Below are 24,725 nucleotides of genomic sequence, written 5' to 3' on the forward strand. Positions count from 1 at the left end.
GTGGATCAAGTGTAAAGAAAAGTGGCAAGATAAAGAAAATGGGAAATCCATATGCAAGAAAGATACTATACATGGCAGCATTATCAGCAATAAGGTTTAACAAATACTGCAGAGAATTATACGAAAGATTAGTAAGTAAAGGTAAGACTAAAAAATTAGCATTAGTGGCTGTAGCACATAAGTTATTAAGGCAGGCATATGGTGTATTAAAAAGTAGAAAACCATTTGATGAAAATTTTTGTACTTGACATTTAACATAGAACATCCTGAAGCCGAAGGTTGAAGGATCTCATTTTTAAATTCTACAAAAACCGGTAATTTTTCACCCAAGGTATTATAATAATAATAATAATTTTTAATAAAGGAGATATACCATGAAAAAAGTTTTTATCATGCTACTGTTTGTTGCTGTATCAGCTTTTGCAGCAATGCCGGAAGATTTGAAAGGCAAAAAGTTTATTGATGTGTATGGAAAAGATGAAAAGGGTAAAATTGTAAAGCTTTCTGATGTGGCAGGAAAAGGTAAGCCAGTAGTGGTTGTTTACTGGGCTATTGGCGATGTGGATACTTATAAAGTATTACCAGAAATAAATAAAATTGGTAAAAAATATAAGGATAAAATCATTCTTATTGCACCACTACTCAGTGTATCTGATGACAAAGAAGTAAAGGAAGCTAAAAAGTTGATTCATTTTGATTTTCCAGTATGGCTGGCTGGAAGTGATTCAATTAAAGCATATTCTATAGAAAAAGTAGACGTTCCTTACATTGTATTTATTGATAAAGATGGAACGATAAAAAACATAATGGTAACTGCAAGAGACTTAAAGAAAATAGAGGAAAACATTAAAAACCTAATAAAATGAGTCTTTATTTTTATGCGTTCTTAGGAAGTTTGTTTGCAGGACTGGCTACTGTTATAGGTGCCTTTCCTGTTTTGATTGGTAAAAAAATAAGTCCAAAAATTCAAGATGTTTTCCTTGGGTTTAGCGCTGGAATAATGTTAGCAGCATCTGTTTTCTCTTTGATAATTCCAGCTTTAAGCACTCAGAAAAAGCTTTAAAGAAAATGTGGCTTTTTGTTTTGGCAATCACAATTCACAACTTTCCTGAGGGTATGTCTCATAAGTAGCTTTGAAATCAACTTATGTTTAACTTCCTATCTTCTCTTGAAGCTTATAAACCAAGTAAAAAATAACTATCAATAGAATTGGATAAACAAAAAACAGTACAGGTATTTTTTCAATGATTTTTAAAAAGTAGTAGTTTAATACCATATAGCCAATAGATAGGCTAACGGCAAAGGTTAAAAGTGTTTCTTTCGAACGATAAGTATTTATCCCTGATAAAAAACCAATAAATCCTAAGAACATAAAAGGTATTACAAAATAAAATCTATCAGCCAAAATTGATAAAACTTTACTATCTTCTTCAACGGCAAGTTTTAATAAATCTTTTGTTCTAAAATCTTGCATAGAAATCTCTTTTATATAAGAAACATCTAAGCTAAATGTATATTTTTCGTATTTTATTGTGTCAAAGGATTTTTCGGATGGTAGCTGTATGTAGCCATCTTTTAAAATTAGATTGTTTGATATAAACATACCTTCTTTGGCTGTGATAAGATAGCCGTTAGAAGCGTTATAAATCAAGATATTATAAAAAGTGTTTTTCTCCTTCTTTTCAACGTATACAGAGACATTGTCGTTTATCTTAGAAAAGTTTTTTGGAGAAACATTTTCTAAAATGTAGCTTTTGACTTTATACGTTAAAAATTTATATCTTTCTCTGTTTGCTGATGGGACTATAACCGTAGAAAAAACAAACGCAATGATTACAAAAATAACAGTCATGATAAAAACAGGTTTTAAGAGCTGTTTTTTTGATATGCCGGCAGAGTATACAGCGTAGATTTCGTTTTTATCTCTTAAAGATATCCCAACAAGTAGCCAACTTATAAAAAAAGCAAAAAGAAGTTGATATTTTATAAAAGATATGTCTATCAAAAACAGTAGCTTTGAAAAGTCTATTATATTCATACTGTAGGCAAAAGATGGAAGATGCAAAAGCTGAGAAGATGTTATGATCAGCGAAAATAGTCCGATAAGCAGTATAAAGTTTTTAAAAAATAACTTTATCAGATACTTATCAAGAATTTTCATCTATAAGCTAAACCATCCTTCCGGCGGTGTTATTTGCATTTTGTTTTCTTCCACATTTACATCTTTCACAAATTCATTAATAAATGGCAAGTGTCTTGTTTTTTCATCTGTGCATTTTATTATCAAATACGCTTGAGATAATCTATCGTCTATTTTTTCAACCTTTCCAATTAACTTGTCATTATAATAAACATCCATTCCGATTAGCTGAAATTCGTAAAACTCATCTTCTCCAAGTTTTGGCAGTAACTCTTCTGGTACATAAATTAGCCTATGGCTAATTTCTTTTGCTTTTTCTGGTGTGTCATAGTTTTTGAATTTTATCAAACCTTTTCTTCTGTCTACGGTTTCTATGTTCAGCGGTTGCGGCTGATTTTCTTCATTTTTTATGTATATTTCTTCCGGTAGGTAAAAATTTTTAACAAATATCTCAAATTTTAAATTGCCTTTTACGCCATGGGTTCCGTGAATCTTTCCAATGGCTATAAGGTCTTTTTTCATCTGCCTACCTCACACATTTTGGTAAATCTTTTAAGATGTTTATGGCTGTATTTTTAATATTTTCATCTTCGTAATTTTGTAAAGGTGTAAGTAGGCAGGATGCTTCTTTTCTTTTTTCAGCTTTTAATAAGATTTTTGCAGCTTCGATTCTTGATTTTGCTGTAATATCCTTTGCTTCTGGATATAGATATATTCCGTTTAAAAAGTAGTTTAAAGCTTTGTTAGGATTTTCTTTATTATAAATCATACCAAGGAGGTAATAACTTTCTGCCGCGTCGTTGTAGTTTGAGGATTTTGTTCCATTTTCTAAATAACTTACAGCATCTTTTTCATTGTTCATAAGATAATATGATTTTCCAATATAAAAGCTAAGTTCATTAACCTTTTCCGGGTGTTTTTCTAAAAGTTCTTTAAAGTACGTTAACGCTTTATCATAATCCCCTTTTTGAAGTAGGATTTTTGCAAGTTTAAATTTAACGTCATCATTTTCTTTAAGCTCTTCGTAGATTTTTATGCTATTGTCTAAATTGTTTTCTTTTTCATAGATTTCTGCTAAAAGTAATTTACTTGGAACTTTATATTCTTCGTTGTTTGTATTTAAGTAATCTATTAAAACTTGTTTTGCTTTGTCAAGCTGGTTTAGTTTATAGTAGCTTTCTGCAAGCTTGTAAGTAGCAAGGGCTAATTCTTCGCTGTTTGATGCTGCCACTTCTTGATAAATTTTGATAGCATCTTCTATTTTTCCTTTATTTTGATAAATCTCTGCAAGCTGGATTTTTAGAATATTTGCTAAAGGATAGTTTGGATATTTAGCCAAGAAGTTTTTAATCATACTTTCCACATCTTCAGAAGAACCTTTAGATTCAAGAATGATTAAATTGTAAGCAGCATCGATGCTATCTTTAGTACCTGAGTATTTGGTTATAAAATCTTTGTATATATTTACTGCTAAATCTCTTTCTCCAAGGTTGTAGTAGCTATCTGCAAGTCTAAGAAGTGCTTTCCTTGTGTATATATCATCATCATTTTTATATTTTTCTAAAAATTTGTTAAACTCCTGGGATGCTCTTACAAAATCTCCTGAAGAGAAAAATGTGTAAGCATAAAGATAGTATGCTTTTTTTGCGATTAAATCATCACCATTTAGTAGCTCTTTTAACACTTCTCTTGCTTTTTCAAGGTCGTTTTCTTTGATGTAAACATAAACTAATAAAAACTTTGATTTTCTATCGTTTCTATTTTGAATTATGTTTTTAACAGCTTCTAAATCTCCTGCGTTAAAGGCTGATACTGCTTTCATGTATGGGTCTTTAAAGGCTTTAAAAGCGTTTTGATAGTCTCCGTTTAAATAAAAGTACCAACCAAGTAAATCATATGCATAGATTTGGTCAAACTCTTTTAGCTGTGAAGCTGTATTGACAAAATTTTCATCATCTTTATTCATTAAATAGATTTCTGCTAAATACATCAAAGCTGTCTTTCTAATCTCTAAGTCTTTTGATTCTAACGCCTTGTTTAGAAATTTCTCTGCTTTTACAAAATCTTTATCTGCGTAAGCAGTTATTCCTGCATAATAAAATACTTCCGGGTCGTTTGTTTCTGTCGTTAAATCAGAAAATAGTTTTAATGCGTAGTCGTAGTTCTTAAGATTGTATAAAGATGTTGCAATGGCAAGCTTTAAGTATGTTTTATTTTTGTCTGTAAGCTTTATGGCATTTTGGAAGTATATAAATGCATCTAAATAATCTCCTTTTTTAAACTTATCATTTGCAAGTTTTATGTAAAGATAATGTGCTAAAAGCTCATCTCTTGATTGTAAAACGCCTGCGTAGTCATCAATATTGTTTGAATCTATTAAAGCTTTACCGTATAAAGCAAGATTATAAACGTATCCATTTGTGTTTTCTTTGAGAATAAAGTTAAATTTTTCCAAAGCATTTTGATAATCATCTGTGTAATAATAAGAAAATCCATCCATTAAGATAGAATCATACATTAGTTGTTTATTTTTACCTGTGTATTTTGTTTTTAAAGCCTTTAAAAAGTTTCCTACTGAAAAATTATAATATTTTTGAATGTATTGACAGTACTCTATGCTTCCAATGTCTAAATTATCGCATTTTATATTGTTAAAATCAGCTTTACTGCCTGATAGTAGATTTATCACTTGATTATAAAAGCTAACATCTATATCTTTGTCTAATTGTGATAATAAAGATTTGGCTTTTTCTTGATTGTCAAGCATTATATTAACGATAGCTGAAGATAGGCATGCCTCTTTTGTTTTTAATGTATCACAGCTTTTTGATAGATTACTTTCTGCCTCTAAGTATTTTCCAAGATTGTATTTAACAACTCCAAGTAGATAATAAGCATAAAACAGGTTTTTATGGTCTTTATATTTTTCTATAAATTTTTCAAGACTACTTTCAGCAAATAATAAATCTCCTTTGATGTAGTAATCTATCGCATCAGATAACAGTGCATTTGATGGAGGGATTCCTAAGTAAGCTGTAGGTTTTTCTATGGTAAGGACTGGAAGTTTTACGTCTGTCGGTTTTTTTGGTTTTATGTATTGTGTAATATTTAATTCTTCGTTTAAAGTTTTTAATTCAAGAGTATTGGGTGGTTCTAAATAAGGTTTTTCTTCTGTAATTTTTGTCGTTATTTCTAACGGAAAAACTACCTCAGGAACTTTTACTTCTGCATAAGAACAAAAGAAAAGAGTCAAGGATAGTACTAAAATAATATTTAGTTTTGAGATTAAAAAGTCAGGACAGGGTATCAAGAATCTATATTTCATTCAAAACCTCTAAAGCTTTTTGTATATCTAATTTTATCTGATTTTTAAGCTCATCTATAGAGTTAAATTTTTTCTCTTCTCTTAAATATGTTTTAAAAATCAATTTTACATAATCGTTTGTTTTTGGATGTATTTTTAAATCTTCAATAATATGTGCTTCCATAAATGTTTTTGTTCCATCAACCGTTGGTCTGTTTCCATAGTTTATAACTGCTTTTTGACATACATTTTCATAGCATATAAATCCGGCATAGACACCTTTTTTAAGACAAAGGTCATCTTCCGGCTTAAGGTTTATCGTTGGAAATCCAAGCTCTCTACCTTTTTTGTCTCCCTCCACAACTTTGTCAATAAGATAATAATCTCTTCCAAGAAGTTGGGCAGCTCTTTCAAGATTTCCATTTTTTAAAAAATCTCTTATATCACTGCTACTTATTCTTTTATTCTCCTGTGTAATATCTTCTATAATGACGACTTTATAATCTAATTTTTCTTCTAAGGATTTTGCAAGGTTTATATCTCCGGACCTTTTGTATCCAAACCTCCAATCTTTACCAACAACCAAATATTTACAATTTATTTTTTCTTTTAAAAAATTTAAAAAATCTTCCGGTTGTTTTTCATAAAAGTTTTTATCAAAATCTACAACCAAGATATAATCAATTTTTGCTTCTTTTAAAAGTTGAACCTTTGTTTCAAGATTTACAATAGAGCATTTATATTGCTGGGGGTTTAAAATTTTTCTTGGATGGGGATAAAATGTTATTACAACTGTTTTAAGATTTTTTTCTAATGCAATCTTTTTTAGCTTGTCAAGGATTTCTTTGTGTCCTTTATGGACGCCATCAAAGTTCCCAATAGTGCATACTGTTTTTTCTTTTACAGGAAGGTCTGTTAATCTTAAAATCATAACTCCTCGTTAAGGAATTTGTTGGTAGCCTTAGAAATTACAGAGTATCTAAATCCTCTGTTCTTTAGAAATTTTACCACATTTTCAAAAGTCTTTTCTTTTTTAAATGACCTTTTAAGAAGATTTATGGCTGATTCTAACTCTTCGTCTTCAGAAATTTCTATAAATTCCCCTGTTTTCTGATAGATTTTCTGTTTTATTTTTAAAGAGCTTTTACCTTTGTTGATGCTTTTCTCTTTAAGTCTTTCTTTTAATTTTTCATCATTTAAAAGATTTTGTTGTTTTAGATACGCTAAAACTTCTTCAATTTTTTCTTTATCAAAACCTTTTTTTAATAATTTTTGTTTTAACTCCTCTTCAAAGTAATCTCTTCTCGATAATAGTTTTAAAGCGTAAGATTTAATACGTGAATCCACCTTCGTCGTCTTCTCCGCCGATACCTTTTAACTTTAATTCAACGTCCGATGGGTTTGAAGCGTACATAAGTGCATCTTCATAAGAGATAAATCCTTTATTGTAAAGCTCTATAACAGATTGGTCGAAGGTTTGCGTTCCATATATTTTTTTCCCTTTTTCCATGTAATCATTTATCAAAAGGAATTTATCTGGATTTATAATACATTCTGTTATTGCTCCAGTATTGATTAATACCTCAACTGCCGGAACAACTCCTTTACCGTCCTTTCTTGGTATCAATCTTTGAGATATAACAGCTTTCAACACGGCAGCTAAAAGTATCCTTATATGATTCTGTTCTTCTCCGGGGAACATGTTTATTATCCTGCTAATTGTGTCTTTTGCATCTTGAGTGTGTAATGTGGATAAAACAAAGTGTCCCGTTTCTGCAGCTCTTAAAGCGGTTTGGATTGTTTCTAAATCTCTCATCTCACCAATCATAATAACATCCGGGTCCTCACGCAATGCAGCTCTTAAGCCGCTGTTAAAGCTTTGGGTATCCATACCAACTTCTCTTTGAACTATGTAAGCTTTTTTATCTTTAAAGACATATTCTATAGGATCTTCTATTGTAATAATTGTTTCTTCAAAGTTTTCATTTCTATAATCTATCATGGCTGCTAAGGTAGTAGATTTACCTGAACCTGTTGGACCAGTAACAAGCACCAATCCTATCGGTTCTTCGGCTATTTTTTTTATCACTTCTGGCAGTATAAGGTTTTCAAACTTTGGTGGCTCTGTTTTTATAACTCTCAAAACGATAGCATATGTTCCTCTTTGCTTAAAAATGTTAACTCTAAACCTGCTTAAGGATTGGATAGAGTAAGACAGGTCTGTTTCGCCATTTTTTATTAACTCGTTTTTTTTACTTTCAGATCCTGCTAGTATTTTGGAGATAAACTTCACCATATCTTCAGGTTTTATTATATCAAAACCCTCAATAGGTCTTACAACTGTTTTTATCCTTGCTTTTGGCACACTTCCAACTTTTAAATGTATGTCTGATGCACCTAACTTTACAGCTTTAGTAAGAATTTCATCAAGCTCCATTTAACGTTCTCTCCTTAATTAGTTGTTCTAACTTTTCGGTTAATTCTTTATTTTGTTTTAAGAATTCTCTTGCCTTTTCTTTACCTTGACCAAGTTTTATTTCTTCGCCATTTTCATCCTTATAAGAATACCAAGCTCCACTTTTTTTAATTATACCGAGTTCTTCACCTAAGTCAAGAATTTCTCCTTCTTTTGAAATACCCTCTCCGTATATAACATCAAACTCTGCTTCTTTAAATGGGGGTGCCAATTTATTTTTAACAATTTTAACCTTTACTCTGCTGCCAACTTTTTCACCATCGGTTTTTATATCACTTTTTCTAACTTCCATTCTCATATCTGCAAAGAATTTGATAGCTCTACCACCTGTTGTAGTTTCTGGATTTCCAAACATAACACCGACTTTTTCTCTGATTTGGTTTATAAGAATAAGGGCAGTATTACTTTTGTTTACAGCTCCTTTTAGTACTCTCATGGCTTTAGACATAAGTCTTGCATGAAGACCTACGTTAGAATCTTCGATATCTCCTTCTATTTCCGCTTTAGGAACCAATGCAGCCACAGAATCTATAACTATTACATCTACAGCATTACTTCTTACTAATGTCTCTGCTATTTCTATAGCTTGTTCGCCATAGTCTGGTTGAGAAATTATTAGCTCATCAAGATTTACGCCTATAGCTTTTGCATATTTGGGGTCAAAAGCATGCTCTGCATCAATAAATACCGCTCTTCCACCCTTTTTTTGTGCTTCTGCAATTATATGTAGCGTTAAGGTTGTTTTTCCTGAAGATTCTGGACCGTATATTTCAATCACTCTGCCTTTTGGCACTCCACCAATCCCTGTTGCTATATCTAAGGATAAAGAACCTGTTGGAATAACTTCTACAGATTTTATGCCCTCAGAAGACAATGTCATAAGTGTGCCTTTTCCGTACCTTTTCTCTATTTGAAGAATAGCACTTTCAAGAGCCTTCTTCTTTGCTTCTAAATTTTCTTCTACAGCCATTGATGCCTCCTAAAATATAAACTTATAAAATCATTCATACGTTGTATGAAAAATTCAATAAAAGCATGGGATTCTTCGCTTCACTCAGAATGACAAATAAGGCAATCTTTAACATACTTTCGCTTTCTCTGTCATCCTGAGGACTTTAGTCCGAAGAATCTCCTTTTTAAATTCTATAAAAATCACTAATTTCCCATCCAAGGTATTTCTGCCAAATATAATTTATACCATTGATGCTGAATAACAATACAAGGTTATAATTTTATTCTTCGCCAACAACCCTTGGAACAACAAAAAATCCACCTTTTGCTTGTGGTGCGTTTTTTAATGCTTCTTCGTTTGTTATTGAGCCTGTAGGAATATCTTCCCTTTCTGATTTTTCTTCAATTTGAAGTTCGTAAAACGGCAATGTATCTTTTACATCAACCTCATTTAGCTTATCTATAAAGCTTAAAATATCTTTAAATTGATTTGAAAATAGTTCTATCTCTTCTTCTTTTAATTTCAAGTTTGATAATTTTGCCACCTTTTCAATTAACTCTTTTCCTATTTGATTTGTCATTTTTCACCTCTTTAAGATATGATTTTAGTCATTTTAAATATATTCGAATGTTAATATATTATTATTACTCGGTTCGCATCCCCCTCCCCCCCCCTCCATACCTGGTCGGGAGCAATCCCGACCCTTTTTATTTTTTATATCTTGAAAGCTTACTTTTTATAAACTTTAAAGCTTGAGCCGGATTGTCAATCAAATCTTCTCTGCCATACTTTATTAAAACATTTTTTTGTTTTTCTGACAACTGGTAATTTTTCATCATTTCTTTTTTCGCTTTATCTATCCATTTTGTAAGCAATTTTCTATCTGAAAGCTCTTTATCTGTTAATTTCAACCCTGTTTTTTCAGCCAAACTTTTTGCGTATTCTATTTGTTTTTGAGATGGATTTTTTTCAGCATGAGCATCGATAAACTCTTTTAGTTTTTCTGGGTCATCTTTTATCTCTTCTATGCTTTTACCATGTTTTTCTGCTAAATCTTTTGCATAATCAAGCATTTTCTTTGATATTTTCACATTTTGTTTTGTAGCTGATTTTTCATGAAGCTGTCTTACAAACTCTTTCCAATCTTTTTTATTTTCTTCTACTTTATCAAGAAAATCTTCCATTTTCTTTGTAAAAGAGTAGTCTATCACCCAATTGTAGCGATTGTTTAAATATTCAATCAGATGAAAAGCGTTTTCTGTTGGTCTTAAACTTCCATTTTCCTTAACTACATAACCTCTTTCTTTTATAGTTTTTATTATCGTTGCATAGGTTGAGGGTCTGCCTATACCAAGCTCTTCCAATTTTTTGACAAGCCCGCCTTCTGTGTATCTTGCCGGTGGTTTTGTAAATTTTTCTTCTAAATCCATTTTTTCAATGTTTAAAACATCTTTATTTTTTAAATCTGGTAAATTTTGGGTTTCTTCTTGTTCTTCTTCTAAATCATAAACAGCCTTATAACCTTTAAACTTTAAGATTGAGCCGCTGGCTTTAAATGTATAGCCTTTTATATCAACAGTTACATTTGTTCTTTCAAAGATTGCATCAGCCATCTGAGATGCCACTGTTCTTTCATAAATAAGCTTTAATAGTTTGAAATGGTCTTCTGATAAGCCTTTCTCTTGAATGAGCTTTTTTTGTCCTTCTAAGTTTACAAAATGAGTGATTCTTATAGCTTCATGGGCATCTGCTTGTGTATTTTTTGATTTGTAAACTCTTATTTTTTCCGGCAGATAATCTTTACCAAACTCTTTGTTTATTAGATTTCTAATTCCATCTATAGCCTTTTCGCTTATTCTTACGCTGTCTGTTCTGTGGTATGTGATAAGCCCGCTTTCAAAAAGGTCTTGGGCTAACATCATCGTTTTTTCTGGCGGGAATCTATAAACTGTACTTGCCGACTGCTGGAGTGTAGAAGTTGTAAATGGTGGTTTTGGAGATTGTTTTACTTGCTTTTTTTCTACTTTTTTTATAGTAGCTGTTTTTTCATCTTTTATATCTTCATAGATTTTTTCTGCTTCTTCTTTGTTTTCTATTTTTGGATTTTCGTAGGTGGCTGTAAATTTAGCAGTAGATTTGGATAAAACAGCAGACAACACGTAGTAAGGCGTTGGTTTGAAATTTTGAATTTCTATCTCTCTTTCTACTATCAATCTTACAGCCGGAGACTGAACTCTACCGACGCTGAATCTTCCACCTATCTCTCTTGATGCTATTGGTGATAGTATATAACCAACAATTCTATCTCCAACCCTTCTTCCGAGAAACGCATTAAACAATCCAAAGTTTGTTTTTTCAAAGGGAATAGCTTTTTCTATCTTTTCTTTAATATGCTCTTTGGTTATTTCATGAAATTCAGCTCTTTTTACTTCCTTTGCTTTTTTCTTTAATTCTTCATACATAAAATATCCTATAGCGTATCCTTCTCTATCCGGGTCAGTTGCTATGATTACTTCCGATTTTTCTGCTAATTTTTTTATTTCTGATAAGATTTTTTTATGGTTTTGAGATTTTATTACAAATTTTGGCTCATACGTGTTTAGGTCAACTCCCATTTCATCTTCTGGAAGGTCTTTAAAGTGTCCTACCGTTGCTTTTACAATAAAATCTTTTCCTAAAAAGTGTGATATCTCTCTTGCTTTTTTTGGCGATTCTACGATAACTATTTTCTTTTCACTCAAACTTTAACCTCTGTGAGTTTTTAAAATAATTATAAGTTCAATTTTGATTATTCTCAAGTTGATGTAAAGGGTGTTCCAAAAATCCACACTGTCATTCTGCAGCCGGCGAAGAATTTCCTGTTTTTCTTTCCAGGTCAAAAAATCAAAAAAGAGATCCTTCGGTTTTCGGCCTCAGGATAACAAGGAAAGGTAAATTTACAAAAATTTTGGAACACTCTCACAAGATATTTAGATGCTCAAAGTGATTACTATCATAGTATAATAACTTTATTTATTCGAATATTATATCATAATAAAAACGGAGGTTGCTTATGGCTCTACAAGGAGTAATGGACGTACTTAAAAAAACTACTTTAGAAGAAATTGGTGTTAGTTTTTCTTTAGCTGATTTGTTAAAGGATTTAAGAATAGATGGAGATGATGTATATTTAGTTATTTTCTTTCCAAGTGAAAGATACCATCAATTTTTAAGAGAAAAGGTAGAAAAAGCATTAAGGTCTATTGGTGCAAAAAATGTTAACGTTGAGTTTTCAGACCAACCACCTCAAAGACAACAACAGCAACCACCTCCTCCTCCACCGCAAGCAAATCCTTTTGAAACAAGAAGAAGAATTCCAAATGTTGATAAGGTTATACTGGTAGCCTCCGGAAAAGGTGGCGTTGGAAAGTCAACGGTTGCAGTAAATTTAGCATCTGCATTAAAAAAACTTGGTTATAACGTAGGTTATTTAGATGCTGATATGTATGGTCCAAGCGGTCCAACTATGTTTGGAGCCAAAGATAAAAAAGTTATGGCAAGACAAACTCCACAAGGGGATAAAATTATTGCACCGGAAGCTCACGGCGTAAAAGTTATGTCTATCGGATTTTTATTGCCGTCAGAAGATACGCCTGTAATTTGGAGAGGTCCAGTATTATTTAAAGCTCTAACACAGTTTTTATTTGATATTGATTGGGGAGAAGAAGGGCTTGATTACTTAGTTATAGACCTACCACCAGGAACAGGAGATGTTCAAATAACCATAGGACAAACAGCAGAAGTAGATGGAGCTATTATCGTAACTACACCTCAAGACGTAGCATTGATTGACGTTAAAAAAGGTATACAAATGTTTAAAGAAGTCCAAATTCCATTAATTGGTGTAGTAGAAAATATGAGCTATTTTGTATGTCCAGACAGTGGTAAAGCTTATGAAATATTTGGAAAAAGCAAAACGGGAGAATTGTTAAAGAATTACGGTGTGGAACTGCTTGGAAAGATACCAATAGAGCCAAAGGTAGCAGAGTTTTCAGACTTAGGAATACCAATAGTATTTGCTAAGGAGGATTCACAATCAGCACAAGAGTTTATAAACATCGCCAAAAAAGTTGTAGAAAAGCTTAATAAATAGGAGGTATTAATTATGAACAGAAGAATATATGTAGACCATTTGGCAACTACGCCAGTTTGCGATGAAGCCATAGAAGCAATGATGCCTTATTTTAAAGAAAAGTTTGGTAATCCCACATCTCTCCATGAAATGGGAATAGAAGCAAAAAAAGCTATAAACAGAGCAAGGGAGCAAGTAGCACAGCTTTTAAATGTATCAAATCCAGAAGATATAGTTTTTACTTCAGGGGCTATAGAGGCTAATAACCTTGCAATAAAAGGATATGCAAAAGCACCAGGAAGAAGAGGAAAACATATTGTTGTTTCTGCAATAGAGCATCATTCTATTTTGCACTCTTGTAAAACACTTGAAAAAGAAGGATTTGAAATTACAGAAGTTCAGCCTGACGAGTATGGAATCATAGACCCAGAAAAATTAGCCGCTGCTGTTAGAGAAGATACTATTCTTGTATCTGTTGGATTTGCAAACAGAGAAATTGGAACCCTTCAAGATATGCCAGCATTGGTTGCTGCAGTGAAAGAAAAAAATCCGAGAGTAGTTTTCCATTCAGATATAGCTGCTGCAGTTGGTCATATGCCTGTTGATGTTGAAGGATGGGGTCTTGATATGGCTTCATTTACAGGTCATTACTTCTATGCTCCAAAAGGTGTAGGTGGATTGTATGTTAAAAAAGGAATTAGATTAAAACCGCTTATAGAAGGTGGAATACAAGAAGGTGGAAGAAGAGCAGGAACAGAAAACGTGCCTGGAATTGTAGGAATGGGTGCGGCAGCTGAACTTGCAATAAAAGAAATGGATGACAGAGTAAACAGATTAAGATACTTAAGAGACAAACTTAAAAAAGGTATTGAAGAAAGAATACCTTACATAAGGTTTACAGGCCATCCAGAAAAAAGACTTCCTAACCATCTTTCATTGATCGTGATGTATATTGAAGGTGAAGCAATGCTTTTAATGTTAAATATTAAAAAGACATACACAGCTTCGGGGTCTGCTTGTGTATCTTATGCGTTAAAACAGTCTCACGTTTTAGCAGCAATAGGAGTAGAAAAGGAAGCATCAAACGGTTCTATCGTTTTCTCCCTTGGAAGAGACAACACAGAAGAGGATATAGATTATATTATTGAAGAATTTCCAAAAGTAGTTGCAAGACTTAGAGAGATATCTCCGTTTAGCCCAGAAAACTGGGAAGAGTTTACAAAAAAAGCATCAAAGTTTAAGTAAGAAAATGAGTAGTTTTATTTATTCATCACTTTTTACGTTTTACGGAGAGCATTCTAAAATTTTTGTTGGTTGTAGAAATTATATGTAAACATACCTTGTATGAGAAATTGGGTAAAAGTGAGAGATTCTTCGCTTCGCTCAGAATGACGATCAAAAGTGTTAATTAATTTTTAAACTTAGTTAAAATATGGAACACCCTTACGATTTACGTGATTAATATCATTGGAATAAGAGTAGTAAAAGCTTATTTTAATTTAAAATCTATCAGGAGGTTTTAAACATGTTTGAATATACAGAAAAAGTAATGGATCACTTTATGAATCCAAGAAACTTGGGAGAGATTCCAAATCCGGATGGAATAGGACAATGTGGTAATCCATCTTGTGGTGACGCTATGCTCTTTACTATAAAAGTAGATAAAGAGACAGACACGATTACAGATGTTAAGTTTAAAACATTTGGTTGTGGTTCAGCGATAGCGGTATCTTCCGTTTTAACAGAAATGGTAAAAGGAAAGCCTATTGATTATGCTTTAAACTTAACTTATAAAGAAATTTTTGAAGAGCTTGGCGGACTACCACCACAAAAAATTCACTGCACAAACTTAGGATTAGAAACTCTTCATGTAGCCATTAAAGACTATCTTTTAAAACAAGGTAGAGTAGAAGAGGCAAGCAAAATACCTGACTGTATAGAAGAAGACCACGAAGAAGAAACAGTATCCTTAGAGCATATAGGATAATGAAAAGAAAGGCGGTAGCGTTATATTCCGGTGGGCTTGATAGTACCCTTGCTATCAAGCTCGTTCAAAACCAAGGTATTGATGTTTTAGCACTTCACTTCTACACAGGATTCTGTATAACAGAAACCAAAAGAAGGAGAGGCGAGAAAAAAGAAGACGGCTCCCACTATATGAATCCTGCCTTAAAATATGCTGCAAAATATGGATTTCCTTTAGAAATAGTGGACATATCAGATGGTTATATGGATGTTATCCTAAATCCAAAATATGGATATGGGGCAAATATCAATCCATGCATAGATTGTAGAATCTATATGTTTAAAAAAGCAAAAGAAATTATGCAAGAAGTAGGGGCAGATTTTGTAATTTCAGGTGAAGTTCTTGGACAAAGACCAAAAAGTCAAAAATCTATTCCTTTAAAAATCATAGAAAAAGAAGCAGGTTTAGAGGGTCTTATTCTTAGACCATTATCAGCTAAAAAGCTTCCCCCAACAATTCCAGAAATAAACGGATGGGTAGATAGAGAAAAGTTAGAAGGCATCGTCGGAAGAAGCAGAAAAAGACAAATAGAGCTTGCAAAAGAGCTTGGAATAGATGAGTATGAATCACCGGCTGGCGGATGCTGTTATCTTACTGATGAAAACTATGCATATAAATACAAGGAGACAATGGCAGTTGAAGGGAAAATTACACAAGAGGATTTAGTTTTATTCACAGTAGGAAGACATTTCAGATTAGACTCAGGAACTAAGTTAATCGTATCAAGAAATGAAGGAGAAAACAATTTCTTATTAGGATTTAAGAAAAGCTATCATTTTTTTGAACCACTTGGAAAAGGTCCGGTGGCAATTGCAAAAACCATAAACGGCGAAATCTTAGATGAGGATGATAAACAAATAATTGCCAATATAATTGCAAGATATTCAAAGACAATTGACGGTAAAATTGATGTAAAATATTCTTTCATGGATAGAGAGGAAATTTTGACTGGATTTCCTTTTGATGATGAAACAATCAATCAATGGAGGGTTAGCTTAAATGGAAATAAAAGCAGACATAGTCCATGATGCAACAGGGACTTACTGTCCAATCCCTATAACAGAACTTGCCAAAGTAGCAAAAAAAGCAGAAAAAGGTCAGATTATAGAGCTTTTAGCAGACGATGAAGGAGCTATCCAAGATGTACCGGCTTGGTGTCAAACCACTGGAAATGAATTCTTAGGGTACAAAGAAGAAGACGGAATATTACACTTTTATATCAGGAAGGTGTAATGAGGTTGACAATAGAAAGTAAAATTTCAGACATTTTTAAAGAATTTCCTAAGCTTGAAGAAAGGTACAAACCGTATTTAAAATATTTTTATGAAGAAAGATTAGATACAATACTTTTTAAGAAGTTGAGCTTAATTGGGGCGTTAAAACTTTTAAACGTGCCTGAAGAAGAAAGAGAAAAAATCATACAAGATTTTTATAAAATAGTAAACAAACATTAAGAGGTAGTAAGATGGTGGCTTTTGACAAAGAACAAGAGGTCAGAGAGATTTTAGACAAAGTAAGACCTGCTTTACTTGCAGATGCCGGCAATATTGAGCTTGTTAAAGTTGAAAACGACGAAGTGTTTTTAAAATTATACGGCACATGTCAAACATGCCCGGTTGCTGATATGACAATGAAAGATTTGGTAATTTATACTATAAAAGAATCTCTTCCATGGGTTAAGGCTGTAAACATTGGAGAAGAAAAATATCAAATAACATGACTTTAGACGGAAATACCTTAGTCTATGGAATATTTGGTTATCCTGTAAAACATTCAAAGTCTCCTACGTTTCAAACAGCAGCATTCCAACATCTTGGTATAAATGCTGTATACGTACCATTTCAGGTAAAACCTGAAGATATAGAAAAAGCGGTAGAATCTTTAAGAGTTTTGGATATCAAAGGCGTCAATGTCACAATTCCACACAAAGAAAATGTAATTCCATATCTTAATGAAATCTCAGAAGAAGTCAAAGTAATCAAAGCTGTCAACACGATCAAAAATATTGATGGATATCTTATTGGGTACAATACAGATTGGCATGGATTTATTGAAGGTTTAAAAGAAATTATGCCGGATATAGCCGGTAAACGAGTTTTAGTCATTGGTGCAGGTGGTTCTTCAAGGGCAATTATCTATGGACTGTTAAACCAAGGAGCCGGGAAAATTTATTTAGCCAACCGAAACATCCAACGAGCAGAGAATTTGATAGAAGATTTTTCTAACTTTTATAGGATTGTTAAAATGATTATAAAGCCAATCAGTTTAGAGGAGATAAACCGTATTTTAAACGAGGTTGAACTTATAGTAAATACAACTTCCGTGGGTCTAAATGAAGATGACCCAGAAATTTTTGATTATGATCTTATTAATTCAAGCCATACAGTCGTAGATATTATCTATAAAGATACTAAACTGTTACAAAAAGCAAAAGAAAAAAATGCTAAATATCAAAATGGATATCCTATGTTAATTTACCAAGGGGCAAAATCTTTTGAAATTTGGACTGGCAAACCGGCACCAATAGAAGTTATGAAAAAGGCTATTGGGGTATAAAGCTTATGAAAAGCTATACTAAGTATTTGACTTTTAATACAAAAAACAGGCGTGAAATAATAAGAATTACTGAAGAGGTAGAAAAAGCAGTTAAAGAATCTGAGGTTAAAGAAGGGCTTTGTCTTGTATCTGCAATGCATCTGACTGCTTCCGTAATTGTTCAAGATGATGAAGAAGGGCTTCATGAGGATATTTGGAATTGGCTTGATAACTTAGCACCGTTCAAAAAGGATTATAAGCACCATTTAACAGGTGAAGATAACGCAGATGCACATCTAAAAAATCTCTTAACTCATCTGCAGGTAGTACTTCCCATCACAAATGGCAAATTAGACCTTGGTCCATGGCAAGAGGTTTTTTATGTAGAATATGATGGCCAAAGACCAAAGCGTGTTATTATAAAGATAATTGGAATGTGATTAAAGTATTATGCCTCACTTTTAAATAAGCTAAGCATTGAATTAAAATCTAAAAACCATCGAAATAATGAATTTTAAAAAAGATTAATGTTTTTATATATGTTGGCGGGTGTTTCAAAATTTTTATAAGCTTACCTTTCCGTGTTATCCTGAGGCTGTAAGCCGAAGGATCAAAAAATGAGATTCTTCGCCGGCTGCAGAATGTTAAATAGAGTTCTCTTTTTTTGATATTTATCAGCCAGCTTTTCCTGTCATTTTCCTAATGATGTAAGTCCAAAGGTTCTCCTTTTTTAAACATGGTAAGAATATAAACTGCCATGATAGTTAATAAGTGAGAGTTAGAAAGAACGAAAATCATTCTCTTTGCTCATAATGACAGAAAGGTAAGCTTAAAAGAATTTTAGAACACTTCTTAAACAAAAAATTAACTGTGGAGCACTTTTGTGATATCATAAATTCATGTAAATAGAAACCTTCCCAAATCGGTATGACTTATACAAATACTTGATAATTTTCAAAAAAAAGGTTAAGATTTTATAACACTGTTTTAAAAATTTTTTGAGAGGCAGAAAGGTATGGCATGGATAAGCTTAGAAAAAGCTAAAAAGTTGGAAGAAAGATTTGGATATCCAAAGGTTTCAGAGGGAAAAGGTGTTGTATCTGTAGAAGTGCCAAAAGATAAATTCATAGAATTTCTAACATTCTTAAAAGAAGACCCGGAATATCAATTCAAAATGTTTATAGACCTTACTATAATAGACCATGGAGAAAAAGAAGATCCAAGATTTCAAGGAGTAGTTATTCTATTTTCTCCAAAAAATCAAGAAAGAATAATCGTCAAAACATGGGCGGAAAACGAAACACTTCCAACCCTTACAAACCTTTGGAAAGGTGCAAAATGGGCTGAAAGAGAAGCTTGGGATATGTTTGGTATAAAGTTTGAAGGTCATGAAAATTTAGTCAGAATGCTACTTTGGGAGACCTATCCATACCATCCACTTAGAAAAGACTTTCCGCTTGAAGGTATAAAAGATACTGAGCTACCATCTCTAAATGAATCTTTAAGAGGGGAAAATTTAGAAGGTTTATTTAATTACGATAGAATGCATACAGCTCTTCCAACAATGGAAGATTTAGAAATAACACAGAAAAAAAGAATGCCGGCAAAAACATCTCAAATAGTGTTAAACTGGGGACCGCTTCACCCTGGAACACACGGTACAATTTGGTTTTTATTTGACTTAGATGGTGAATATGTAAAACAATGTGATATTATTATCGGTCAGCTTCATAGAGGTGTTGAAAAGCTTGGCGAAAATGTCAACTGGCAGCAGTTTATACCTTACACAGACAGAATGGACTATATCGCAGCAATAAATGAAAACCATGCTTATGTTTTAGCAGCAGAAAAAATGCTTGGGATAGAAGTGCCAGAAAAGGCAAAATGGATTAGAACTATGATGGCAGAACTTTCAAGAATCAATAGCCATCTTCTCTGGCTTGGAACTTATGCCCTTGACCTTGGTGCTTTGACAATGTTCTTATATACATTCAGAGAAAGAGAAAAAATAATGGATATTATAGAAGGAATTACTGGAGCAAGGTTTACAATAAATTACTTTAGAATTGGTGGAGTGTTTGCAGATTTACCATATGGAGCTTTAGATGCTATCGAGCATCTTATAAAAGACCTTCCGCAAAGAATTAATGATTACGAAACACTCTTAACAAGAAACAGAATTTGGCTATCCAGAAATAAAGATGTATGTGTTATTACAGAAGAGGATGTGTATCAGTATGGTTTAACTGGAGCGGTAGCAAGAGGTTCTGGCGTCCCTTATGATGTTAGAAAAATAGATAAGTATGATGCCTATGGAGAAGTTGAGTTTGATATTCCCGTTGGAGAAAAAGGTGATTCTTACGATAGATACTTAGTAAGAATGGAAGAGATGAGACAAAGCATAAGAATAATACAGCAATGTATAGCTAAACTTAGAAAAATGTCTAAAAATGACCCTTACTTCTTCCAAACACCGGATGAGAAGAAGCTAAAAGTAACAATAGATGGTAGAGGAATGAAACTTCCGGCTGGTGAAACTTACGCATCATCAGATAACCCAAGAGGTGAGCTTGGATTTTATATCTACAATAAAAAAGATGGATTAAAAGCTCACAGAATGAGAATTAGGTCTGGAGCATTTTATAATCTACAAGTATTTACAAAAGCTATCATTGGAAGACCGATTGCAGACGCAATTACTTTACTTTCAACTATAGACCCAGTCGTTGGAGAAACGGATAGATAGGAGGTTTTAAACATGGGAATTAAAAAAGTAGGAGCAAAACCGCAAACACTTGTAGAAAAAATATTTTTCTTAGATTTTATAAAAGGATTAAAAACTACAATAAAGCATCTTTGGAAAAAGGTAATAACTGTTGACTTTCCTTACGAAGTTGTTACTCCACCGATAAGATTTAGAGGAATTCACGGACTTAGAACAGTGGATGGAACAGAAAATCCTGAGTTTGATAGCTGGGTTAAAAGATTGAAGATTAAGCCACCAGAACCGGGAGAAACGAGATGTATTGCTTGTAAGTTTTGTCAGGCAGCTTGTCCAGTACCGGAGCTTTTTGATATTCAATCGGAAAAACTTGATGTTCCAGAAGACCATCCACATTATGGTTTAAAAGTAATGACAGTTTTTAACATGGATTTATCTAAATGTACATTCTGCGGTTTATGCACCCAAGCATGCCCGACCGATTGTATCATCATGACGGATATATACGACCTTTCATCTTACACAAGAAAAAGCTGGGTTTTAGATAAAGATGTACTAACTCAGATAGCAAATGATTTTGTTGCAAGAAGAGGAAAAGAAAAGTTTGATGAAAAATCAGCATGGAGAGAAGACCAAAAATTATGGCCGGAATACGATAAAACAAGAGAAAGACTTTGGGACTTTAACATGCCAAGGCTTGGTCCTAACTACCAAGACCAAACAGCTTAGATGCAATTAACCGGAAAAGAAGAGTTAATCAATATAATTAAACAAAAAATTCAGCAAGAAGGGGCTATCTCCTTTAAAGATTTTATGGAGATGGCTCTTTATTATCCAAATCTTGGATATTACACATCAGAAAAAGAAAAAATCGGAGGACATGGAGACTTTTATACATCAAGCGAGTTAGACCCTGCCTTTGGAAATCTTCTTGCAAAACAGTTTAATGAAATTTATGAAAATTACTTTAAAAATCAAAAATTTCAGATAGTTGAAGTAGGTTCTGGAAAAGGATATCTTGCTTATGATGTTTTATCTTACATAAAAAATAACTATCCAAATTTGTATAAAATTTTAGAATTCATCTCAGTTGAAAAATCTCCATACCACAGAGACTATCAGAAAAAGCTTTTAAAAGATTTTGATAATGTATCTTTCTATGAAGATTTAACAGAAATTGACAATATCAATGGCATCATATACTCAAACGAGCTTTTTGATGCATTACCTGTTCATCTAATTAGGAAAATAAACGGCAAAATATTTGAAGTTTATATAACATTGGAAGGCGATGACATAAAAGAAGTTTTAAAAGAGCTACAGAGGGAGATTTTGCAGTATTTAAAAGATTTAAACATTGATATTCCGGAAGGAATGACAACAGAAATAAATCTGTATGCTAAGGATTTAATACAAGAAATTGGAAATAAATTAGAAAAAGGCTTTGTCTTTACAGTAGATTATGGCTATCCATCAAAAGAACTCTATAAACCATACAGAATGAGAGGAACGCTTCTTTGTTATTATAAACACACATACAATGAAAACTTTTATCAAAATGTTGGTCTTCAAGATATAACATCTCATGTTAATTTTTCTGCACTGGTTTACTATGGTAAAAAATCCAAGCTTGATTTTGTAGGCTTTACAGACCAAGCACACTTTTTAATCAGTCTTGGCTTGATGGATATTTTTCAAGAGCTGCAAGAAAAAGGAGATTACAAATCTTACGAGAGATTAAACAGATTAAAAACCTTAATCTTACCAAAGGGAATGGGAGAAAAGTTTAAAATTTTGATTCAATCAAAAAATATACAAAATCCAAATCTTACAGGACTTAAAAACCTTCCATATGAAAGCGATAGGTACAAAATAGAGGTGTAAAATGCTTTATAATTTTATAGTTGGTTTTTCGTTTTTACTGATTGCTACCTTTTCTTACTGGTACTCTTCAAAGCTTGCTGTCTATAAAAATACTTCTTTCTTTTTGTCCTTTTTAGTTGTGCTAATAAGCTATACGATAGCAGGCTCTTTTAAGCTTCTGTCTGAAAAATATTTATCTCATTACTCACTTATTTTGATGTTTACACTACTTATTTTTGTGCAGATTTATCTTGGTAAAATTTTATTCAAAGAAAACTTTAAAAAGTCAGCTATTGCAAGTATTTTATCCATTGTGGTAACCATCATCATAGGCTTACCAATTCTTGTTTTGGCTGGGATAGCTTTGACTTATCTTAATATAAAACAGGGGTAGAATAAAAAAATCATTTAATCACAACGGCAGAGCATCGTCTACAAACTTTATAATCTACTATAAGAGAGTGCTTTAAAATTCTAATTAAATCGAAAAATTAATTGACCTTTTGTCGTCATTTTAAAACCATGAGAAGAATCTCTGCCTTTTACCTCTAACTTATTCAGGGGGTAAAGTTGTTCTAAAAATCCATATCTTCTTTCCGAGCGAAGCAAGGAATCTCCTGTTTTTCTTTTCAAAAAATCAAACACTGTTTGATTGACAAAATTCAAATGTCGTTATATCCTAATTATACAAATTTTTGCTCAAGGAGGCTTTAAAATGGGAGAGTATAAAAGACCAACTGTTTCCATCGTGGGAGCGGGGAATGTTGGGGAGCATGTAGCGAATTTAATAGCAATCAAAGAATTAGCAAATATAAAACTTTTTGATTTACCTAGGAAAACAGAAGACAGAACTTTTGAAGTTGTAAAAGGAAAAGCTCTTGATATTAAACAAATGGCTGCAGCTCTTGGAGTTGATGTTGATATAAAAGGATACAATGTTACTCCGGATGGTCAAGGTTATGAGCCAATGAAAGATTCAGATATAGTTGTAATAACAGCCGGATTTCCAAGAAGACCTGGAATGAGTAGAGATGATTTACTTACAGCAAACGTTAATATCATAAGAACAGTAGCAGAAAGAATAGCATTGTATGCACCAAACGCCGTTGTTATAGTAGTTTCAAATCCGGTTGACGTTTTAACCTATGCAACGTTAAAAATCACCGGTTTTAGCAAGCATAGAGTTTTAGGAATGGCTGGAGTTCTTGATACAGCAAGATTTAAAACTTTCATATCTCAAGAGCTTAAGGTCTCTGTATCTAATATAAACTGCTTTGTTCTTGGTAGCCATGGAGACGATATGGTTCCTTTAATTTCTGTTTCAAACGTTGGAGGGATTCCGCTCAAGAAATTATTTACAGAAGAAAAACTGAAAGAGCTTATAGATAGAACAAAATATGGGGGAGGGGAGATTGTTAACTTAATGGGAACCTCTGCCTACCATGCACCCGGCGCTTCTGTCGTTGAAATGGTAGAAGCAATCTTAAAAGATAAAAAAGAGATTATGCCATGTTCTATTTATTTAGAAGGAGAAGATGCAAGATTTTATGAAGCTTACGATATTTGTATTGGTTTACCGGTTAAAGTTGGTGCCCATGGATGGGAGGAAGTGCTAAAAGTAGAGTTAAGCCAAGAAGAAAAAGCAATGTGGGAATCTTCAGTTAAATCTGTAAAATCAGGAATTGAGAGAATAAAAGAGTTAAAATTAATATAAGCTTTGCTTATATTGGAGGTAGAAACCTTTGAGAGAAATACACGTTAATGAAATCATAGATAAAGTTAAAAATCTTGTAATGGATAGTGAATACAAGCTTCCAGAGGATTTTATTCAAGCAATAAAAATAGCCAAAGAAAAAGAAGAATCTCCACTTGGAAGAGAAATATTAGATGAAATTTTAAAGAATGCGCAAGTATCAGAAAAAGAGCAAGTAGCTTATTGTCAAGATACTGGATATCCTGTATTTTTTGTGGAAGTCGGTCAGGATGTTAAGATTGTTGGCGGAAGTTTGAGAGAAGCTATAAATGAAGGTGTTAGAAGAGCTACAAAAGAAGGTTATCTAAGAGCATCCTTAGCTTATGACCCAATTTTTGACAGAAAAAACACAGGAGACAATACTCCGGCTTTAATATACTTTGATATTGTGCCGGGAGATAAAATAAATATCAAATTTGCTGCAAAAGGTGGCGGGTCTGAAAATCAAAGTAAACAAGCTATGTTAAAGCCGGCAGATGGATTGGAAGGGGTTAAAAAATTTATTCTTCAATCTATAGCCAATGCAGGTCCAAATGCATGTCCACCATTTACAGTAGGAGTTGGTATAGGCGGAACTTTTGATTATTCTGCAGTATTGGCTAAAAAATCTCTTTTTAGACATATTGGAGAACGTCATCCGGACCCAAGAATAGCAAAATTAGAAGAAGAGCTTATAGAGCTTGCAAACCAGCTTGGGGTTGGACCACTTGGATTTGGTGGAACAACAACGGTTGTGGACGTAAAAATTGAAATCGCACCTTGTCATATTGCTTCCTTGCCGGTTGCTGTTAATATCCAATGTCATGCAGCAAGACATAAAGAGATAGAAATATAGGAGTTTGA

The 24,725-nt window shown here is 32.8% G+C and carries 26 protein-coding genes and 1 pseudogene; 18 read left to right on the forward strand and 9 right to left on the reverse strand.

From position 1 onward, the window contains the following. The 3 genes and pseudogenes from Q0929_RS01175 to Q0929_RS01185 all read left to right on the forward strand — a co-directional run. Positions 1 to 248 (forward strand): transposase (locus Q0929_RS01175; RefSeq protein WP_299237761.1); only part of this gene is annotated, 248 nt, incomplete at its 5' end. 126 nt (positions 249 to 374) lie between these two features. Then, positions 375 to 866, forward strand: a complete 492-nt coding sequence (locus Q0929_RS01180; protein ID WP_299237762.1) for a TlpA disulfide reductase family protein — start codon at positions 375 to 377, stop codon at positions 864 to 866. Further along, positions 863 to 1,122 (forward strand): annotated as a pseudogene (locus Q0929_RS01185) (ZIP family metal transporter); the annotation flags it as partial. The gene Q0929_RS01180 and the pseudogene Q0929_RS01185, both read left to right, overlap by 4 nt. 28 nt (positions 1,123 to 1,150) lie before the next feature. Here Q0929_RS01185 and Q0929_RS01190 read toward each other — a convergent pair. The 9 genes from Q0929_RS01190 to topA all read right to left on the reverse strand — a co-directional run bounded on the left by Q0929_RS01190 (position 1,151) and on the right by topA (position 11,613). Then, entirely contained in the window at positions 1,151 to 2,161 is a 1,011-nt protein-coding gene (locus Q0929_RS01190; RefSeq protein WP_299237764.1) for an LptF/LptG family permease, read from the reverse strand. Further along, positions 2,162 to 2,662, reverse strand: a complete 501-nt coding sequence (gene rimM / locus Q0929_RS01195) for a ribosome maturation factor RimM (protein WP_299237765.1) — start codon at positions 2,660 to 2,662, stop codon at positions 2,162 to 2,164. Between the two features lie 4 nt (positions 2,663 to 2,666). Beyond that, on the reverse strand, positions 2,667 to 5,465 hold the full coding sequence (locus tag Q0929_RS01200; protein WP_299237766.1) for a tetratricopeptide repeat protein: 2,799 nt from the start codon (positions 5,463 to 5,465) through the stop codon (positions 2,667 to 2,669). Continuing rightward, positions 5,455 to 6,375: a bifunctional riboflavin kinase/FAD synthetase gene (locus Q0929_RS01205; RefSeq protein WP_299237767.1), complete on the reverse strand. Its 921-nt coding sequence runs from the start codon at positions 6,373 to 6,375 to the stop codon at positions 5,455 to 5,457. Before Q0929_RS01205 ends, Q0929_RS01200 begins: the two co-directional genes overlap by 11 nt. Continuing rightward, positions 6,372 to 6,791 carry a regulatory protein RecX gene (locus Q0929_RS01210; RefSeq protein ID WP_299237768.1) on the reverse strand — a complete coding sequence of 140 codons (420 nt, stop codon included), beginning with the start codon at positions 6,789 to 6,791 and terminating at the stop codon, positions 6,372 to 6,374. The genes Q0929_RS01205 and Q0929_RS01210 overlap by 4 nt, the downstream gene beginning before the upstream one ends. Continuing rightward, positions 6,775 to 7,881 (reverse strand): type IV pilus twitching motility protein PilT, encoded by a 1,107-nt coding sequence (locus Q0929_RS01215; RefSeq protein ID WP_299237769.1) that lies wholly within the window; start codon positions 7,879 to 7,881, stop codon positions 6,775 to 6,777. The genes Q0929_RS01210 and Q0929_RS01215 overlap by 17 nt, the downstream gene beginning before the upstream one ends. Continuing rightward, a complete protein-coding gene (gene recA, locus Q0929_RS01220; protein ID WP_299237770.1) occupies positions 7,871 to 8,890 on the reverse strand; it encodes a recombinase RecA in 1,020 nt (339 codons plus the stop codon). The genes Q0929_RS01215 and recA overlap by 11 nt, the downstream gene beginning before the upstream one ends. 262 nt (positions 8,891 to 9,152) lie before the next feature. Continuing rightward, on the reverse strand, positions 9,153 to 9,452 hold the full coding sequence (gatC, locus tag Q0929_RS01225) for an Asp-tRNA(Asn)/Glu-tRNA(Gln) amidotransferase subunit GatC (protein WP_299237771.1): 300 nt from the start codon (positions 9,450 to 9,452) through the stop codon (positions 9,153 to 9,155). 127 nt (positions 9,453 to 9,579) lie between these two features. Beyond that, positions 9,580 to 11,613 carry a type I DNA topoisomerase gene (gene topA / locus Q0929_RS01230; RefSeq protein ID WP_299237772.1) on the reverse strand — a complete coding sequence of 678 codons (2,034 nt, stop codon included), beginning with the start codon at positions 11,611 to 11,613 and terminating at the stop codon, positions 9,580 to 9,582. Positions 11,614 to 11,924: 311 nt separating this feature from the next. Between topA and Q0929_RS01235 the strand changes: the two genes are divergently transcribed. From Q0929_RS01235 to Q0929_RS01305, 15 genes are all read left to right on the forward strand, one after another. Then, positions 11,925 to 13,004: an Mrp/NBP35 family ATP-binding protein gene (locus tag Q0929_RS01235; protein ID WP_299237773.1), complete on the forward strand. Its 1,080-nt coding sequence runs from the start codon at positions 11,925 to 11,927 to the stop codon at positions 13,002 to 13,004. A 12-nt stretch (positions 13,005 to 13,016) separates the two neighbouring features. Further along, on the forward strand, positions 13,017 to 14,228 hold the full coding sequence (locus Q0929_RS01240) for a cysteine desulfurase family protein (RefSeq protein WP_299237774.1): 1,212 nt from the start codon (positions 13,017 to 13,019) through the stop codon (positions 14,226 to 14,228). A 280-nt stretch (positions 14,229 to 14,508) separates the two neighbouring features. Further along, positions 14,509 to 14,970: an iron-sulfur cluster assembly scaffold protein gene (locus tag Q0929_RS01245; protein ID WP_299237775.1), complete on the forward strand. Its 462-nt coding sequence runs from the start codon at positions 14,509 to 14,511 to the stop codon at positions 14,968 to 14,970. Beyond that, positions 14,970 to 16,037, forward strand: coding sequence for a hypothetical protein (locus Q0929_RS01250; RefSeq protein WP_299237776.1), 1,068 nt, complete (start codon positions 14,970 to 14,972; stop codon positions 16,035 to 16,037). Before Q0929_RS01245 ends, Q0929_RS01250 begins: the two co-directional genes overlap by 1 nt. Then, the gene (locus Q0929_RS01255; protein WP_007547323.1) at positions 16,009 to 16,242 is read left to right on the forward strand and encodes a sulfurtransferase TusA family protein; all 234 of its coding nucleotides are present in this window, start codon (positions 16,009 to 16,011) and stop codon (positions 16,240 to 16,242) included. Before Q0929_RS01250 ends, Q0929_RS01255 begins: the two co-directional genes overlap by 29 nt. Continuing rightward, positions 16,242 to 16,463, forward strand: a complete 222-nt coding sequence (locus Q0929_RS01260) for a hypothetical protein (protein WP_299237777.1) — start codon at positions 16,242 to 16,244, stop codon at positions 16,461 to 16,463. Before Q0929_RS01255 ends, Q0929_RS01260 begins: the two co-directional genes overlap by 1 nt. 11 nt (positions 16,464 to 16,474) lie before the next feature. After that, positions 16,475 to 16,729, forward strand: a complete 255-nt coding sequence (locus Q0929_RS01265) for a NifU family protein (protein WP_299228010.1) — start codon at positions 16,475 to 16,477, stop codon at positions 16,727 to 16,729. Continuing rightward, positions 16,726 to 17,565, forward strand: coding sequence for a shikimate dehydrogenase (aroE, locus tag Q0929_RS01270; protein WP_299237778.1), 840 nt, complete (start codon positions 16,726 to 16,728; stop codon positions 17,563 to 17,565). The genes Q0929_RS01265 and aroE overlap by 4 nt, the downstream gene beginning before the upstream one ends. 5 nt (positions 17,566 to 17,570) lie before the next feature. Further along, positions 17,571 to 17,984: a secondary thiamine-phosphate synthase enzyme YjbQ gene (locus Q0929_RS01275; RefSeq protein WP_299228006.1), complete on the forward strand. Its 414-nt coding sequence runs from the start codon at positions 17,571 to 17,573 to the stop codon at positions 17,982 to 17,984. Positions 17,985 to 18,559: 575 nt separating this feature from the next. Then, positions 18,560 to 20,290 carry an NADH-quinone oxidoreductase subunit D gene (locus Q0929_RS01280; protein WP_299237779.1) on the forward strand — a complete coding sequence of 577 codons (1,731 nt, stop codon included), beginning with the start codon at positions 18,560 to 18,562 and terminating at the stop codon, positions 20,288 to 20,290. 12 nt (positions 20,291 to 20,302) lie between these two features. After that, positions 20,303 to 20,995, forward strand: coding sequence for an NADH-quinone oxidoreductase subunit I (locus Q0929_RS01285; RefSeq protein WP_299237780.1), 693 nt, complete (start codon positions 20,303 to 20,305; stop codon positions 20,993 to 20,995). Next, the gene (locus Q0929_RS01290; protein WP_299237781.1) at positions 20,996 to 22,150 is read left to right on the forward strand and encodes an SAM-dependent methyltransferase; all 1,155 of its coding nucleotides are present in this window, start codon (positions 20,996 to 20,998) and stop codon (positions 22,148 to 22,150) included. A 1-nt stretch (position 22,151) separates the two neighbouring features. Then, positions 22,152 to 22,523, forward strand: coding sequence for a competence protein comp (locus Q0929_RS01295; RefSeq protein ID WP_299237782.1), 372 nt, complete (start codon positions 22,152 to 22,154; stop codon positions 22,521 to 22,523). Between the two features lie 321 nt (positions 22,524 to 22,844). Further along, the gene (locus Q0929_RS01300) at positions 22,845 to 23,843 is read left to right on the forward strand and encodes a malate dehydrogenase (protein ID WP_299237783.1); all 999 of its coding nucleotides are present in this window, start codon (positions 22,845 to 22,847) and stop codon (positions 23,841 to 23,843) included. Positions 23,844 to 23,871: 28 nt separating this feature from the next. Further along, positions 23,872 to 24,717, forward strand: a complete 846-nt coding sequence (locus Q0929_RS01305) for a fumarate hydratase (protein ID WP_299237784.1) — start codon at positions 23,872 to 23,874, stop codon at positions 24,715 to 24,717. Positions 24,718 to 24,725 lie beyond the last annotated feature (8 nt).

This window comes from Sulfurihydrogenibium sp., assembly GCF_028276765.1.
GTDB lineage: Bacteria > Aquificota > Aquificia > Aquificales > Hydrogenothermaceae > Sulfurihydrogenibium.